Genomic DNA, 15,545 nt, shown 5'->3' with positions numbered 1-15,545 from the left:
GCTATTCTGCTACTTTGATGCGACATCCGATGTTTCCCGCCGCGTCGGACAGCAATCGTCTGCGTCTCTTTTCGGGATCCGCTAATGTATCTCTCGCCCAAGAGGTGGCCCGTTATCTGGGTATGGATGTGGGTCCGATGATTCGTAAACGTTTCGCCGATGGTGAATTGTACATCCAGATTCAGGAATCGATCCGGGGCTGTGATGTCTATTTAATTCAACCCTGTTGCAATCCCGTCAACGATCACTTGATGGAATTGTTAATCATGATTGATGCCTGTCGTCGTGCTTCTGCCCGACAAATTACCGCCGTAATTCCCTATTATGGTTATGCTCGCGCCGATCGCAAAACCGCCGGCCGGGAATCGATCGCCGCTAAACTGGTGGCTAATCTGATCACGGAAGCGGGGGCAAGTCGCGTGTTGGCCATGGATTTGCATTCGTCCCAAATTCAAGGTTATTTCGATATTCCCTTCGATCACGTTTACGGTTCCCCAGTGGTGGTGGACTATCTTCTCAGTAAAAAATTACCCGATATCGTGGTGGTTTCTCCCGATGTGGGTGGGGTGGCTAGGGCGCGGGCTTTTGCCAAAAAACTCAGTGATGCGCCCCTAGCAATTATTGATAAACGCCGGCAAACCCATAATGTGGCGGAAGTGATGAACTTGATCGGCGATGTTAAGGATAAAACGGCGGTTTTAGTCGATGATATGATCGATACGGCTGGTACGATCGCTCAAGGGGCGCAGTTACTGAAAGCCAAAGGGGCGCGGCAGGTTTATGCTTGTGCCACCCATCCGGTTTTTTCCGGTCCTGCGATCGAGCGTTTATCCAGTGGCATAGTCGAGGAAGTGATCGTTACTAACACGATTCCCGTCCCACAAGACCATTTTTTCCCGCAACTGAAAGTCTTGCCGGTTGCCCCGATTCTGGGTGAGGCAATATGGCGCATCCATGAGGACAATTCCGTGAGTAATATGTTCAAATAGATGGCCGAATCCCCCTAGTTTTAGGGGGAATTTTTATATTTATTTTGTTGACATTAATTCTGATTTGTGGCAGCGTCGGGGTTATCAAATCCTCCCAGACGATTGAAGGGCCAAAAACGCACCACGGCGCGACCGATTAAGTTTTCCCGGGGAACGAAGCCCCAAGCGTGGGAATCATAACTATTATTGCGATTATCGCCCAAAACCAGATATTGATCGGGGGGAACTGTCACCGGTCCGTAAGTATAATTAGGTTCTTCGGCGATATACTTTTCCGCTAAAACTTTACCGTTGACGTAAACTAAACCGTTTTTGACTTGCACCTTATCCCCCGGCAGTCCAATCACCCGTTTAATAAAAGCATCCTGAAAATTTTGAGCTTTTAGAGCGGCTGTCGGACTAAAAACCACTATATCACCCCGTTCTGGCTTCTGAAAATGATAGCTAACTTTCTCGATAATTAGGCGATCATTAATCTGGAGAGTGGGTTCCATGGAAGAAGAGGGAATATAACGGGCCTCAGCCACAAAAGTGCGGATGCCAAAGGCCAAAATTCCAGCCGTGACAATGGTTTTAACTGCTTCTAGCCAAGGATTTTCTTGGGGTACGGGAGGGGGAGAAGGTTTTTCGGATTTATGGTTCAAGCTTTCAGCCATAGAATTTTAACTTTTGAGAAGGATTAAGCTAATGCGCTCTTTAATTTTCTAGTTTAGTGATAGTAGCAGCGTAGATAATATTTTAAGACAATTTTCCCACACATACCGGATCACGGTTAATTTGTCAAGGCCGCATTCTGCTGCCGGAAGGGGAATTTCCTCGGGGGTAGAAAACGGTAAGATTATACCAAATTTCTAAATCCATGACAGACATCCACGCTCGAATGCTTGCCAAGCCTGCATTCGTTGTGACGCGAATAAAGAAAAATGGTATAACTCCTCTAGATAAGTATTTTGGCTCACGCCCCTTCCTCTTTTAAGACGTTGTGACACTTAGGGTGCGGAATGTGGGTCACTACGATCCGTCCTTTGAAAAACCCAATGGCGAAGACGGAACCTCATGGTGTATCGCCCTGACCAACCGAGCGGATCTCGACCAGGTGTTGAATTACGTTCGTACTTATCGACCTCAATATCTCGAAGTTAATATTCAGTAATTCACTCACTTACATTCTATGTAATCGTAAATTTTCGGGTCTTCCACTGGTTTTAACTCTCGACGAGGACACCACTGATTAATATTGACTGCCTTAGCTTTATTCTTCATCTCTTGCGGTACTTGCGGTATTTGCTGATTAGCCTCTTGCGTATTCTTGTAATTAATCACGGCTGGATAGAAAGGTTCTTCGTTACTTGGTATGGTTCGATAGGGGGACATAAATCGACTAAATCCTTATCTGGCAAGAGACTTAATTGATTAGTTCGCTCTAGATCAAAAACAATTGACAAAAATTGCCAAATGTCTTTCTATATAAGGGTTACATCTATTATAACCCCCGTCCATTGCATAACACAAACCGAAGAACCGTTTTTATTTTACCATAGCAAGCTCTATTTACGTATCAAATGGAATTGCTATAAAACCTAATTTGTTCAGCTAAAAGCTTTCATGTACTTAGTTTATAGCCTTCTTTTTCGGGGGGAGAATTGCCAGATTTTTTCTGGGAGCCTTTTGACCCCCCAAAAATTAATTATGCAAGAAAGCTAATCAATGATAAAATCTTGAAGCCTTTGTCAAAAATGAGCTTATTTTTTAGACAAATTACTGCATTTTTAACATCCATTCTACCGCGCGTTCATACAGTTCTAAATTACCAGTTTTTATCAAAGCATTAGCGGCTTTTTGCAAATAGTTAAGACTCCCTACTCGACTACTAGGATTTTTATCATCGTAGGTGGCAAGAGCCAAGTTATAATAAGCTTCGCCATAATTGGGACGATAAGTAATTGCTAATTGATAATCCGCAATCGCTCCCTTCTTATCGCCCATTTTTTCCTTAACTAAACCTCGATTATAGTAAGCTTCAGCATAGTTAGACTGGAGAGCAATAGCCATATTTAAATCCTCCAAAGCACCGGCATTATCTCCCAAATCAAAGCGAATAACTCCCCGGTTATTATAGGCGATTGGGTTATTGGAATTCAAGCTGATTGCCCTATCTAAATCCTCTAAAGCACCCTCTTTATCACCAGTTTGTCGTCGAATAATACCACGATTATTATAGGCGATCGGATTCTCCGATATTCTCGGTGTTACTTGTACATTATCGGGAATAGTAGCGGTATCCGTGCGTGCATTTCCCCGATTACTATACACTGTCACATCGATAGGACTAATGCTCAAAGATTGCAGATAATCTGTAATCGCTCCTTGATCATCTCCCACGTCAGCGCTACTATTACCACGACTATAGAAAATTCTCGCATCGCGGACTTTTTGTAGAAATACATTATAATCCTCGATCGCTCCCTGTTTATCCCCTTTTTCAAAACGCGCATTGGCCCGTTTATGATACCCTTCTGGATCGTTAGGATGGGCAACTATATAAGTAGTATAATCTCTTTCGGCCGCGGCAAAATTTTTCAGAGCAAAATAAGCATCTCCCCGGGCTTGAGCATGACAAGAGACGTTATAATTAGGACGAAAATCGGTTTCTCTGGAGTTATAAAAATAATTTTTGTCGGCAGATTCTTGGATATTTTCGCTACAGACAGAGCGAGAAGTAAAACTAGGTGTATTAATCCGATCATCTTGGGCTAAGGCAATATTATAATTATCTAAAGCTTCCTGATAACGCCCCAATTTATACAGCACTAATCCCCGATGATAGTAAGCGGCTGCATCATGACGATCTCGTGCCACTGCCGCAGTAAAATCCTCTAAAGCTCCTGCGTATTCTTGATATTTATTGGCTCGCATTAACCCGCGATATACATAGGCTTTTGCGTCTTGAGGTTGCAGATAAATTGCTTCGTTATAATCTTGAATTGCCCCTTGATTATTGTTGAGTCGTAGGTGAGCATAACCCCGTTTAAGAAATGCTCTAGCATGGGGAACTTTATCGTAGTTAGGATTAAAACGGATAACAAGTGCTAAGTCTTCAATTGCTCCATTATAATACTCGATCGCTGTTTGATATCCTTCGGGGGAATTATTTGATAAATTGGCTAATTCTACTTCTTCGTCAGCCATTTCAATTTGTACTCTGGCACGGTTTTGATAACTGCTAGGAGCATTCTTGGCTAAAAATAAGTTAGGTGAGCATTTTAAAACGATTTTATAATCCTTAAAAGCCTCTCTTTTGCCGCCTATTTTTTCTAAAGCTATGGCCCGATTATAATAGCCTTCAATTAGATCGGGTTGGTATGAAATGGCCAGATTATAATCTTTGATAGCCGCCGCATAATTGCCTAAGTGAGAGTAAAGGTTTCCTCGATGATAATAGCCGCGATAATTCTCAGTTTCATAACCGATGAAACGCTGGTAATAATCTAAAGCTAAGGATTGATGATTGAGCAAAGAGGCAATAATTGCTAGGTTAAAGTAAACTTCACTTTTATTGGGATTATATTTAAAGGCTTGCTGAAAATCTGAGCGAGCAGCTTCTAATAATTTTAGCTGACGCTGATCCTTGGCCATGGCTAACTTTAACACACCTCTTTGGTAATAGGCTTGGGCTAGTAACTGTCTATCTTTGAAGGCGGGAGCATGATAATTACTATACCAAATGTATTGACTAAAATCATCGATCGCACCGTTTTGATCATTGATTTTTTCTCGCGCTATTCCCCGTTGAAGATAAAGTTTAATCGTACCCAGATCGCTAGGATAGACTCGCAGAGTGGCCGAATAATTAGCAATTTCTCTTTTGAGAGCATTAGTATCAACTTCTTCCTTAGAAATGACAGGACATTGTAGGTTTTCCACTGCTCTCACCGAGCTAACTGCTAAACCAAATAATCCCCAAAATAACAGGGGAGAAAATAGAAATATTTTTTTTAAAAGCTTGACATTTAAACTATTTTGTGCCGCAGGAGTGGGGATGGCTTGCTCTGTCGGGGTTTTAGGGATTAAGGATTGTTGTGGCATGATGATTAAAAAAATTTGTAGTAAACTCAAATCTGAATTGCATCACTATTCGATCATATTTGATAAAATACCTCAAAGGGGGTTCGATAGTCAAGACATTTTCGGGGATGATTGTTAATTAACTCCACAACTTTTGCAGCATCCTTCCGTTGGCTATCCTAGACTGGTTATGGCAAATTAGTAGTTTGAATCAGCTTAGAAACTTAGATAGTATGGAATCGAACAAAGCAAAAATAGGCCCTCTTGGGTTTGCTGGGTACGAGCGAATAGAACGAACCACAAAGACACAAAGGACACAAAGATCGATCGCTCCTATATTAAGTTAAACTGATCAGACGAAGAATAAGAGAGCCAAAATTAATAGACCTCCCGCAAAAGTAAGTTCTCGAGCCGCTATCGGGTTAAAATATCTAAAAGCACAGATAAATTTGACATCATCTTCGGTTTTATGGGTAGGATAGTTGTCTCTTGTCTTTTTTCTCCTCCTGTCTCGGAGTTTCCTCACCTAACGGAAGATTTTTGATTTTTACAGGAGAGCTTTTGATCTCAAACAGCCAAATTAACTCGATAAAATAAAAATTAATGGCAGTAAGGAGATAAAATTTATGGCTGAGTCAAAAACCTGGGATTTTCAGAGATTTTGGCAAACTCTGGACTATTTTGATAGTATTCCCCTCTGGAGTTGTCTGCAAAAACTGCTCGGTTTCGGGGAAGATAAAAAAATTCAGCTAACAAATGAGCAAGGCATGAAGACTATTTTAGTCATTGGTGGTGAAAACGCGATCGGTAGAAAGGTAATCGCTCAACTACAGCAGCAAAACTATCAAATTCGCGCTTTAGTCGATAATATCGAGTCTGCACGTCAATTATTTGCTGAAAATGTCGATTTATTCACTCTGGAAACCCCGCAATTGTTCATGGGGATTGATGAGATTATCTACTGTCAAGGGGAGAATAACCGCCATAGTTTAGCTAATTTACTTGATTTACTGAAAAATGCCGGTATAACCGCCGAAAAAACCCTCTTTGACTTTAGCAATCCCAGCAGTGATATAAAAGAAATCTGGGGTGCGGTGGATGATGTGGTAATGGGAGGAGTGAGCGAGAGTCAGATAACCCTAACCGGAGGACGCGCTCTCTTTTCTGGTATCGTTAGAACTGAAAATAACGGCGGTTTTGCCTCAGTTCGTACCAGAAACCTGAATCCTCCCCTAAATTTATCTAACTACGAGGGAATAGAATTACAGGTACAAGGGGACGGAAAACGCTATAAATTAATTCTGCGTTGTGAAGGACGTTGGGACGGCATCGGTTACTGTTATTCTTTTGATACACTTGATCGCACTTGGCAAACGATTTCTATTCCTTTTGGCGATTTAATCCCAGTGCTGCGGGCCAAAACCCTGCGGGAGGCAGCACCCTTTGATAGCAGTAGCGTCTATGCTTTGCAGTTAATGCAGAGTAAATTCGAGTACGATGGGGCCTTAAATCCCTGTTTCTCCCCAGGATTATTTGCTTTAGAAATTGTCACAATTAAGGCCTACGGGGGTAAAAACCGCTTAATTATCGTTAAGGAAGGAGAAATCGCCGAAAAAAGCCTTTTAGATGCCAGTGGTTATCCCTACGAAGCGATCGATTCTAGCCAGATTTTCGCTAAACTTAATTAATTTAAATAAGCTTGCATCTCAAGTTAAACTACAGAACATCGGGTTAAGATCATGACTATCGGGAGCATAATTAAGGAGGTATGTTCATGAGTGAACAGAATCCCTACGAACAACTTGGGGTTACTGAAGAATCCTCTTTTGAAGAAATTCAAGAGGCCAAACAAAGACTGGTGCAACAGTATCAGAATGATAGCAAAATTGTCGAATCGATCGAGGCGGCCTACGATTCTGTCCTCATGGATCGACTGCGGATGCGACAGGAAGGTAGGATTAAAGTACCCGATCGCATTCGTTTTCCCGAACGTCTGACGATTCCGGTGGAAAGTAAACCAGTTACTAGCAGTAAATCTCCTAACTGGTGGCGAAGCTCAATCGATACACCTTCTGCACAGGATATCGGTGTACCAGCAGTGATTTACGCTTGTTTAGGAGCAATAACGCTGTTAGTTCCCGATCCCAGTGGCTCCCTTTTACCGCTGCTCTTAGCTTTTGGCGTTTTCGTTAATATCTATTTTTTCAACCGCAAAGAAAAACGTTTTGGCCGCGCCTTACTATTCACTCTCGCTGGTTTAGTGCTAGGAGTCGCTCTGGGAGCGGGATTAGCCAGTTTAGCGGCCAAGGCTGATTTGAATATTTTCGGTGATCGCCAAATTTATGCGCTCATCACTTTTCTGATCTTTTGGGTGATTAGTAGTTTTTTCCGTTAACCGAACGCTCGTAGGGATCCTAAGATCACGTCCACTGCTTCCCCAAGGTTATTGACGATATAATCAGGCTCGTAGCTCTCTAAACGGGAACGGCTGCGAATCCCCGATAATACGCCAATAACCTTGATATTTTGGCTCTTAGCGGCGGCAATATCCGCTTCCGTATCCCCCACCATCCAAGTATCGGCAGCCGCCGGCAGTTCTTTAGCGGCCTTAGCCATAAGCAGGGTTTTGTCGCGCACGTCGTTGGTTTTGGTGTAATTGTTATTTAGACAATAACGACGATTAGCGGCGAAAAAACGACCGATATCGTGGCGATTAAAGGCATGATCTAGCTCAGATACCCGCCGCATCGTCATCACGACTAAATCGATCTTTAACTCTTGGATTTTCTGGAGAGTTTCCAAAGAACCAACCACCGGGCGATCGTGGACAAGATAGGGTAAAGTATGGACAGTTTGACGACGAAGATGGGCAAATTTACGCGCTTGATCTTCATCTAATCCTGACATTTCCCCGATACGCTTCTCAGAAACCTGATCCCGTTTTAACTGCCAGAACTCCGCTTTCGATAATTCCCCGATAATTTGACCTTTATAGGCGGTTTTCTGTAAACAGTATTGATAAACTTGGTAATATCGCTCCGATACGTCCATTATCGGGCCGTCAAAGTCGCTAATTAGTCTCAACATCGTTCTAATACTTCTCGCTTTATTAATTTTTATATACAAGTTACCCTAGAGTCTTGACAATGACAAGGGTTTTGTCAGGAAAAAAATTAGGGATGAGGGAAGTGGGGTGTGGGGTGTGGGGTGTGGGGTGTGGGGTGTCGGGTGTGGGGTGTGGGGTGTGGGGTGTAGGGTGTGGGGTGTCGGGTGTCGGGTGTGGGGTGTCGGGTGTGGGGTGTCGGGTGTGGGGAGGTGGGGGAATTTCAACTAAAACCCTAAAACCCTAAAACCCCAACCCCTCACTGATCACTGATTACTGATCACTGATCACTGATTACTGATCACTGATCACTGATCACTGATGCTTCCCCTTCCCTAGTCTGGACGGTTAGCTTAAAATAAATGTAAGGATATGTAAACTTTCGTAACTATCTCGCCAATTGGCTAACCAATGATCCCAACAACTTCTTTATTCGCACCCGTTGACGATGATCTCCGTCTTTTGACCGATAACTTAAAAAATCTCGTCGGCGCTCGTCATCCCATTTTAGCGGCGGCAGCAGAACATTTGTTCGAGGCCGGTGGTAAACGCGTTCGACCGGCGATCGTGTTGCTGGTATCTCGCGCTACCATGTTAGACCGGGATATCACTCCCCGTCATCGTCGATTAGCGGAAATCACGGAGATGATTCACACTGCCAGTCTTGTCCATGATGATGTGGTAGATGAGGCAGAATTGCGGCGCAGTGTTCCCACCGTTAACAGTTTATTTGACAATCGCGTGGCGGTTTTAGCGGGGGATTTTCTCTTCGCTCAATCCTCTTGGTATCTAGCTAATTTAGATAATTTAGAAGTGGTAAAATTGCTCTCAGAAGTGATTCGCGATTTTGCTGAAGGGGAAATTCAACAGGGAATTAATCGCTTTGATACCAGTATCTCCCTGGAAGCTTATCTAGAAAAAAGTTACTACAAAACTGCTTCTTTAATTGCCAATAGTGCCAAAGCCGCTGGGGTATTAAGCGAGCAATCGGCTGAAGTTAATCATCATTTATATAATTATGGTCGCAATTTAGGATTAGCTTTTCAAATCGTCGATGATATTCTCGATTTTACCTCCCCCACGGAAGTATTAGGAAAACCCTCTGGCTCCGATTTGATCAGTGGTAATATCACTGCTCCCGCTCTCTTTGCTATGGAGGAAAATCCCTATATAGAAGTGTTAATCGAACGGGAATTTAGTCAGGAAGGAGACATCGAAAAAGCTCTTGATTTTATTCACTCTAGCCAAGGTATTCTTCGCTCAAAAGAGTTAGCCAATCAATACGGACAAAGTGCCTTAAAACACCTTGACTGTTTAGCTTCTTCTCCCTCAAAAGAGGTGCTAATCGAGCTAGTGGATTACGTTTTGAGCCGAATTTATTAGGGAATAATAGTTCTCGCCGTAGCAATAGTCCACCCATCGACTAATAATAAAAATAGGGTGAGAGTAAAAAGAATTCCATACATCCAAGGCTGAGAAAGGGGGCGAATATCGGTCATATCCAAGTTAGTTTTTTCCTCGATTATTTTGACCATGCGATTAAATCCCACCACTCGCATCGGCAATAAATAGGCTTTTTCTGCGGAGCGATCAAGGAAATAATAAACTAAACCACCCTGTCCTGTACTGCGACATTTAAGTTCTTTTATATCTGTCCAATTTAACCACCAACCAGAGCGAAGAAAAGCAGGAAACCATTGGGGATAGGTAACTTGTATCCCTGTTTCTGATAAAATGACTCTTTCACTTAAAGCTCCGTATAAAGCGATTAATCCTAAGCTGATTCCTAACCAAAGAAAATTGGGATTAACGGGGGAATTAGTGACTTTTGCTAAAAAGGGTAAAGGGATGGTTAACGCCACATATAAACTTAATAAAGTTACCCGAATTATTGGTGATATCCGAAAAGTTATTGTCTCGTTCATTTGATAACCTTAATCAGTAAACAGTAAACAGTGAAAAGAAGGCTCCGAACTTGCCACTTAATACTTTAACACTTTAATACTTAATACTGCTCAGTGATCAGTGATAACTGATCACTGATCACTGATCACTGATCACTGAGTCTCCTTGTCCCCAAAAACCATCGTATTTAGTCACTTCAATATCACCAAAAACTTTGACTTGACAAGCAAGACGACGGTTATTATTGGGGTTATGGGGAGGTAAAGAAAAACGAGCTTTTTCCTGCCAATTGATAGCAGAAACTTCGCCCACAATTGCCACCGCACAGGTTCCACAGCTGCCGATGCCGCGACAATTGATGAACTTGGAACCGCCATTATACAAAGAAATGTCATGTTTTAATAATATACGACGGAGATTTTCACCTCGATCGCAGGTGATTGTTTGACCGTAAACTGTTATTCTAGGCATTAGGAGCGTGATTTTAAGTCGCTACAGTTATTAATTAATATTAACACCTATTGACTATTTCTATGAACAATGGTAAGCGCATTTGGGTCTATGACACTACTCTCCGGGATGGGGCCCAGCGAGAAGGTATTTCCCTCTCCCTAGAAGACAAAATTAAAATCGCTAGGGAATTAGATCGGATGGGTATTCCTTTTATCGAAGGCGGTTGGCCGGGCGCAAACCCTAGAGACGGTCAATTTTTCTGGAAAATGCACGAAAAACCCCTAAAACAAGCGGAATTAGTCGCTTTTTGTTCCACTCGTCGCCCCCATGTCGAAGCCCGAGAAGATCCGATGTTAACCGCCATTCTCGCAGCTAGAACCCGTTGGGTGACAATTTTCGGCAAATCTTGGGATCTGCACGTCACAGAGGGCTTAAAAACCAGTTTGGAGGAGAATTTAGCCATGATAGGAGATACGATCGAGTATCTACGCTGTCAGGGAAGACGAGTCATTTATGATGCCGAACATTGGTTTGATGGTTACAAAAATAACCCAGAATACGCCCTTTTAACCCTCAAAACCGCCAGGGATGCCGGGGCCGAATGGTTAGTTTTCTGTGATACCAACGGTGGCACTTTACCCCAAGAAATCGCCCCTATTGTGGAGAAAGTGCGGGAGCAATTGGGTATCGATCCTGATGAGGAAAATGCGCCTCAATTAGGCATTCATGCTCATAATGATGCAGGAACCGCCGTAGCTAACTCTTTAGCGGCAGTTAACGAGGGCGCACGCATGATTCAAGGCACAATTAACGGTTATGGGGAACGCTGCGGCAATGCCAATTTATGTACTTTAATTCCCAATCTTCAGTTAAAAATGGGCTTTTCTTGCCTAGAAGAAAATCAATTAGGCCGATTGACGGGAACTAGCCGAAAAATCAGCGAAATGGTCAATTTAGCCCCGGATGATCATGCTCCCTTCGTCGGACGTTCCGCTTTTGCCCATAAAGGCGGTATTCACGTTTCTGCGGTGGCGAAAAATCCCCTCACCTACGAACATATTAATCCAGAAGCGATCGGGAATCAGCGCCGCATCGTCATTTCTGACCAATCGGGATTAAGTAATGTCTTAGCGAAAGCGCGCAGTTTTGGCATCGATTTAAATAAAGATGATCCCACCTGTCGGCAAATATTGGAACGTTTAAAAATCTTAGAAAGTCAGGGTTATCAATTTGAGGCAGCCGAAGCTAGTTTTGAGTTATTAATGCGGGAAGCTTTGGGACAGAGAAGTCACCTTTTTGAATTAAAAGGATTCCAAGTTTATTGTGATATGCTCCTGGATAGTGGTAATGCGATTGCGACAATTAAAGTACAGGTAAAAGAGGAAGATTTATTAGAAGTGGCCGAAGGTAACGGGCCCGTGGCTGCTTTAGATCTGGCTTTGAGAAAGGCTTTAGTCAAATTCTATCCCGAAATTGCTAACTTTCACCTGACCGATTATAAAGTGAGAATTCTCGATAGTGGTTCGGGGACGGCAGCGAAAACTAGGGTTTTAATCGAGTCCAGTAACGGTCAACAAAGATGGACTACTGTGGGAGTGTCTAGTAATATTTTAGAAGCTTCCTATCAAGCAGTAGTAGAAGGAATTGAGTACGGTTTATATCTGCTGCAAAACAATAAACTAGAATTATCGGGTCAATTTTGTCCTTTAGGGACAATTTAGGGAACAGTAATCAGTAATCAGTAATCAGATTTTTTATCCCCACACCCCACACCCCACACCCCACACCCCACACCCCACTTCCTGCTCCCCTTTCTAGGATTAAATAACCCCTAGGATAATAATCGGGTAACAAAAGAATTTTGCCAACGACGGGCCAAAGCCCGTAGATACATATTAACGGGAAACTGATAATATTCGATAATTAACCAGAGTAAACAAATAGCATGGCAAATAAAGGTTAAAATCGACCAAAATAGAGGCACCCATGACAAAGAACTCCCCTCGACCGGAGGAAAAAGATAGGCTCCCGTAGCCACAATTGCTGTGGGAAAAATCACAAATCCTAAACCGATAATTAAGTAAAAACCTGCCATCTCCATTCCTTCTCTCGGTAAACCCTGCCAATACTTACCATTCCAATACCAAGTTAAGGGTAATTGACTATCGGCCATTTTTAAAAGCTGTCTTTCTAAATTAGCAGTAAAAATGTGTTGACAAAAGTTACAAGCATAGGCTTCCATTAGGGGTAAAGTGGCAATTTTACCATGGCGACAGACGGGACAAGAATAGGTATCGTGATAGTTTAATCGGGTTGGCTCGGTCATGGTAATGTGAGTGAGAGTAAAAAAGGCAATTGCAGATAATTAACTTTTCCCTATTGATAACTAATTAAGCAAGATTGGGAGGAATTGCCGCTAGTTTTTGCAGTTGTTTTTCAATATTAGCCTTTAATTGGATCCGGGAGATTTCTTTTCCTGTTTGAGCGGTGTGTGCATTTTCCAGAAAAATAATACTATCTACTTTTTCTACGGCAAATAATTGGAATAAAAGATGGGTTACAGGAATCAGGAGCGTTGATAGGGGCGAATTAGCAGTATTTTGGGCAGATAGGGCCATTTTTTCCGTAGCAAAGGCATAGATCACCCTTTTTTCCTGTTGCGGCTGCTGCCGATGAGCTAATGTGGTTAGTAACCAATCACCTTGGCTATTCTGAACTACATAGTATTGTAAATGTTTTAACTGTCTAGCAAAAGCTGCAAGGACGGGATTAACCGCTTCTTCCATGACCACGGTTGCCAGTCCGTAATTGACCGCTTCTCGACTTAAAATATGCAGTTGTGCCTTTAATTTCATGGCTAATCATGTCTATAAACTAATCGATGGCGATGACATTCGGCAAGGCCATTTAAAATTGTCGTCGTGAAAAGATGAGGATGGAGATACCCAATAATAGACCAGTATAAACGAGACTGTAGAGGGCATTAGCGATTAAGACATCAGCACTAGGGAGCAAACCATAAACGGCCTCGTTTCTAAAATTCAATCTCTCCAAATCTGGGAGAATTAGATAAATATTTTTGGTGATAGCGAGAATATTGGGATTTTTGCTGATTATACCCAATTGGATCAGATCTTTGCTGATGTGACCCATTAGATAGACCCCAAAAGTCATTAGCGTGGCTAAAATCGAACTGGTAAATACCCCAAAAGCGATCGCCAAGGCTGCGATCAGAATTAATTCCAAACCGAGATAGAAAACCGAGACAATCAGGGGTAAAGCTTGAAAAGATACTTTCATCCCCAGCAACATCAGCAAGTAAATCACCAACATTACCCCCAACATCACCGCTAAAACCCCGGACAAACCCAAGTGTTTACCAAGGATAAATTCGGCCCGACTCAGGGGTTTAGGAATCAAAACTAAAATAGTTCTCTTGTCAATTTCCTGATTAATTAGCCCTGTACCCACAAAAACCGCGACAATTACCCCTAATAGTCCGATAGCGGCTAATCCCAAGTCAAGAAAGATTTTCTGATGGGTTCCCACCGCAATTTCTGGTAATAAACGCCAAGCGAAGGCCATCAACAAGGCAAAAAACCCGATAAAGTAAAGAATGCGATCGCGAATAACCTCGCGAAAACTGTTAGCTGCGATTGCCCAGATTCTCAGGATGCTGATACCCATAGCCTTTCATCAAAAGAACTCTTGCCAATTAATTATATGTTATGGTCGTGGGTTAACTAATTTTCCCCAAAAAATTAGTTAGTTCATTTGTTATGAATGAAAACCTGAAGTTTAACTTTTAACCCAAAACTCTTTAGATATGCTTTAATTTGGTTGTCAAAACCTCTTTATTTAGGGTTTGCGGCAAAAAGTTTGTTGGTGGGGTTAGGAGTGAGTAGCCGGCTGTCAGGAGTCGGGAGTCGGGAGTTTCAGGCTTTGTTGCCCTGCTTCTTTGTACCAGTTTATCTACTAAAAAAAGAATAAGGCCAGGTTTTTGAATGTCCCAATCCGATTTTCGCAGCATGAACATTGGATTTTAACAGGTCAAAAGTCTTATTTTAAAAGGGTTTTACTATTATTCAGCCAACCCTAATTAGTAGCGTATGTAAGTGTATGTTAACAAAACGTTAGCTAATTGTCAACCTCCCGCAATCCTAAACCGAGGACTGTTCCTAAACCAGGTCTTTCGGCATTAGGAATCTCTTGAGTTGTATCTAAGTTCAGTGATGTGATGGGATCGATTACCGTGGTGGGGACGTTGAGACGTTGAGTAAAATATTCGTCTAGTTGCGCTAAACCGCCCCCGGGACCGGCTAAAAGTAACTGGACAATTTCCATTTCCAGTTCATCACTTTGGTTAAGATAGAAATTAATCGATCGCCGCAATTCATCGGTTAATTCCCCTAAAACCCGCATCAGTGCCGCAATCCCGGCGGTAGTAAAGGTTCTGGAAGCACCGGTATTGGTGTCAAGACTATCAAAGGCAGTGATCGGGATTGTCATCCCCAAAAGAATCTCAGGACTGCGGGGGGTGGGCAAATTCATCGCCCTGGAAATGGCGTTTTGTAGCTGGAAAGTGCCGATGGGGACAGTGCGGGAAAATTGGGGAACGCCGTCCACCACGATGGCAATTTCCGTGTTATCAAATTCTATATCGACAATAACGGTAGCTTCATTGGAACTAAACTGTCGCAACTGATCGCGAATCGTCCGAATTAGGGAAAAACTATTAATTTCTAGCACATCTACCTGTAATCCTGCCCGTTGCAGGGTTTCCAGATAGGTATCGGTGATCTCCCGACGAGTAGCTACCAGCAAAACCTGCACCTTTTCGATCCCGTCTTCATCCTGAAAGTAGCCCAGTTTTTGGTAGTCGATATCCACTTCCTCCCGCGGATAGGGAAGGTATAAATTAGCTTCATGATTCGCCAATTCAAAAATGAAACGCATCAACCTCAAGAGTTGACAAAGAAAGGCTCATCAGGTACTGTCTGATCATTAACAAAAACAAATCAGACCCAAAA

15 protein-coding genes and 1 pseudogene are annotated in these 15,545 nt (G+C 42.6%); 6 read left to right on the top strand and 10 right to left on the bottom strand.

Annotation, left to right across the window (positions count from 1 at the left end; all coding sequences use genetic code 11):
• Positions 1-17: 17 nt before the first annotated feature.
• Positions 18-989, top strand: coding sequence for a ribose-phosphate pyrophosphokinase (locus H6G40_RS07265; protein WP_043998328.1), 972 nt, complete (start codon positions 18-20; stop codon positions 987-989).
• Between the two features lie 53 nt (positions 990-1,042).
• Here the strand turns inward: H6G40_RS07265 and lepB are convergent, their stop codons facing one another.
• Entirely contained in the window at positions 1,043-1,645 is a 603-nt protein-coding gene (gene lepB, locus H6G40_RS07260) for a signal peptidase I (protein WP_016517311.1), read from the bottom strand.
• A 326-nt stretch (positions 1,646-1,971) separates the two neighbouring features.
• Here lepB and H6G40_RS07255 point away from each other — a divergent pair, with 326 nt between their 5' ends.
• The gene (locus H6G40_RS07255) at positions 1,972-2,142 is read left to right on the top strand and encodes a hypothetical protein (protein ID WP_223211047.1); all 171 of its coding nucleotides are present in this window, start codon (positions 1,972-1,974) and stop codon (positions 2,140-2,142) included.
• Positions 2,143-2,147: 5 nt separating this feature from the next.
• Here the strand turns inward: H6G40_RS07255 and H6G40_RS07250 are convergent, their stop codons facing one another.
• Entirely contained in the window at positions 2,148-2,363 is a 216-nt protein-coding gene (locus H6G40_RS07250) for a hypothetical protein (protein WP_002733358.1), read from the bottom strand.
• 384 nt (positions 2,364-2,747) lie between these two features.
• Positions 2,748-5,075, bottom strand: a complete 2,328-nt coding sequence (locus H6G40_RS07245; RefSeq protein WP_190537470.1) for a tetratricopeptide repeat protein — start codon at positions 5,073-5,075, stop codon at positions 2,748-2,750.
• A gap of 605 nt (positions 5,076-5,680) precedes the next feature.
• On the opposite strand from H6G40_RS07245, the gene H6G40_RS07240 reads away from it, so the two are divergent.
• Both H6G40_RS07240 and H6G40_RS07235 read left to right on the top strand, forming a co-directional pair.
• The gene (locus tag H6G40_RS07240) at positions 5,681-6,742 is read left to right on the top strand and encodes a CIA30 family protein (protein ID WP_002732100.1); all 1,062 of its coding nucleotides are present in this window, start codon (positions 5,681-5,683) and stop codon (positions 6,740-6,742) included.
• An 86-nt stretch (positions 6,743-6,828) separates the two neighbouring features.
• On the top strand, positions 6,829-7,449 hold the full coding sequence (locus tag H6G40_RS07235; protein WP_002732774.1) for a CPP1-like family protein: 621 nt from the start codon (positions 6,829-6,831) through the stop codon (positions 7,447-7,449).
• Here H6G40_RS07235 and H6G40_RS07230 read toward each other — a convergent pair.
• Complete coding sequence (locus H6G40_RS07230; protein ID WP_002775478.1) at positions 7,446-8,141, bottom strand: HAD family hydrolase; 696 nt, start codon at positions 8,139-8,141, stop codon at positions 7,446-7,448. The genes H6G40_RS07235 and H6G40_RS07230 overlap by 4 nt on opposite strands.
• A 427-nt stretch (positions 8,142-8,568) precedes the next feature.
• Here H6G40_RS07230 and sds point away from each other — a divergent pair, with 427 nt between their 5' ends.
• On the top strand, positions 8,569-9,540 hold the full coding sequence (sds, locus tag H6G40_RS07225; protein WP_002775476.1) for a solanesyl diphosphate synthase: 972 nt from the start codon (positions 8,569-8,571) through the stop codon (positions 9,538-9,540).
• On the opposite strand, the gene H6G40_RS07220 is transcribed toward sds, so the two are convergent.
• Entirely contained in the window at positions 9,537-10,082 is a 546-nt protein-coding gene (locus H6G40_RS07220) for a hypothetical protein (RefSeq protein ID WP_002732796.1), read from the bottom strand. The two genes, sds and H6G40_RS07220, sit on opposite strands and share 4 nt — an antisense overlap.
• A 118-nt stretch (positions 10,083-10,200) precedes the next feature.
• Positions 10,201-10,533 carry a 2Fe-2S iron-sulfur cluster-binding protein gene (locus H6G40_RS07215; protein WP_002731735.1) on the bottom strand — a complete coding sequence of 111 codons (333 nt, stop codon included), beginning with the start codon at positions 10,531-10,533 and terminating at the stop codon, positions 10,201-10,203.
• A gap of 62 nt (positions 10,534-10,595) precedes the next feature.
• Between H6G40_RS07215 and cimA the strand changes: the two genes are divergently transcribed.
• Positions 10,596-12,236, top strand: a complete 1,641-nt coding sequence (cimA, locus tag H6G40_RS07210) for a citramalate synthase (RefSeq protein WP_069474610.1) — start codon at positions 10,596-10,598, stop codon at positions 12,234-12,236.
• Positions 12,237-12,346: 110 nt separating this feature from the next.
• On the opposite strand, the gene H6G40_RS07205 is transcribed toward cimA, so the two are convergent.
• The 4 genes and pseudogenes from H6G40_RS07205 to pilM form a co-directional block, all read right to left on the bottom strand.
• Positions 12,347-12,841, bottom strand: a complete 495-nt coding sequence (locus H6G40_RS07205; RefSeq protein ID WP_002731919.1) for a hypothetical protein — start codon at positions 12,839-12,841, stop codon at positions 12,347-12,349.
• A gap of 64 nt (positions 12,842-12,905) precedes the next feature.
• Complete coding sequence (locus H6G40_RS07200) at positions 12,906-13,370, bottom strand: hypothetical protein (protein ID WP_002733632.1); 465 nt, start codon at positions 13,368-13,370, stop codon at positions 12,906-12,908.
• 52 nt (positions 13,371-13,422) lie between these two features.
• Complete coding sequence (locus H6G40_RS07195; protein WP_002733502.1) at positions 13,423-14,202, bottom strand: ABC transporter permease; 780 nt, start codon at positions 14,200-14,202, stop codon at positions 13,423-13,425.
• A 450-nt stretch (positions 14,203-14,652) separates the two neighbouring features.
• A pseudogene (pilM, locus tag H6G40_RS07190) lies at positions 14,653-15,447 on the bottom strand (type IV pilus assembly protein PilM); the annotation flags it as partial.
• Between the last annotated feature and the right edge of the window lie 98 nt (positions 15,448-15,545).

This window comes from Microcystis viridis FACHB-1342 (assembly GCF_014698335.1).
GTDB lineage: Bacteria > Cyanobacteriota > Cyanobacteriia > Cyanobacteriales > Microcystaceae > Microcystis > Microcystis ichthyoblabe_A.
The sequence above is the reverse complement of the archived record's forward strand: the minus strand, read 5'-3'. Positions and strand labels throughout refer to the sequence as shown.

What these genes read in the sequence shown, in the direction of transcription:
- H6G40_RS07265 (WP_043998328.1), top strand. Translation starts at nt 18, where the DNA reads ATGCGACATCCGATGTTTCCCGCCGCGTCGGACAGCAATCGTCTGCGT.
- lepB (WP_016517311.1), bottom strand. Translation starts at nt 1,645, where the DNA reads ATGGCTGAAAGCTTGAACCATAAATCCGAAAAACCTTCTCCCCCTCCC.
- H6G40_RS07250 (WP_002733358.1), bottom strand. Translation starts at nt 2,363, where the DNA reads ATGTCCCCCTATCGAACCATACCAAGTAACGAAGAACCTTTCTATCCA.
- H6G40_RS07245 (WP_190537470.1), bottom strand. Translation starts at nt 5,075, where the DNA reads ATGCCACAACAATCCTTAATCCCTAAAACCCCGACAGAGCAAGCCATC.
- H6G40_RS07240 (WP_002732100.1), top strand. Translation starts at nt 5,681, where the DNA reads ATGGCTGAGTCAAAAACCTGGGATTTTCAGAGATTTTGGCAAACTCTG.
- H6G40_RS07235 (WP_002732774.1), top strand. Translation starts at nt 6,829, where the DNA reads ATGAGTGAACAGAATCCCTACGAACAACTTGGGGTTACTGAAGAATCC.
- H6G40_RS07230 (WP_002775478.1), bottom strand. Translation starts at nt 8,141, where the DNA reads ATGTTGAGACTAATTAGCGACTTTGACGGCCCGATAATGGACGTATCG.
- sds (WP_002775476.1), top strand. Translation starts at nt 8,569, where the DNA reads ATGATCCCAACAACTTCTTTATTCGCACCCGTTGACGATGATCTCCGT.
- H6G40_RS07220 (WP_002732796.1), bottom strand. Translation starts at nt 10,082, where the DNA reads ATGAACGAGACAATAACTTTTCGGATATCACCAATAATTCGGGTAACT.
- H6G40_RS07215 (WP_002731735.1), bottom strand. Translation starts at nt 10,533, where the DNA reads ATGCCTAGAATAACAGTTTACGGTCAAACAATCACCTGCGATCGAGGT.
- cimA (WP_069474610.1), top strand. Translation starts at nt 10,596, where the DNA reads ATGAACAATGGTAAGCGCATTTGGGTCTATGACACTACTCTCCGGGAT.
- H6G40_RS07205 (WP_002731919.1), bottom strand. Translation starts at nt 12,841, where the DNA reads ATGACCGAGCCAACCCGATTAAACTATCACGATACCTATTCTTGTCCC.
- H6G40_RS07200 (WP_002733632.1), bottom strand. Translation starts at nt 13,370, where the DNA reads ATGAAATTAAAGGCACAACTGCATATTTTAAGTCGAGAAGCGGTCAAT.
- H6G40_RS07195 (WP_002733502.1), bottom strand. Translation starts at nt 14,202, where the DNA reads ATGGGTATCAGCATCCTGAGAATCTGGGCAATCGCAGCTAACAGTTTT.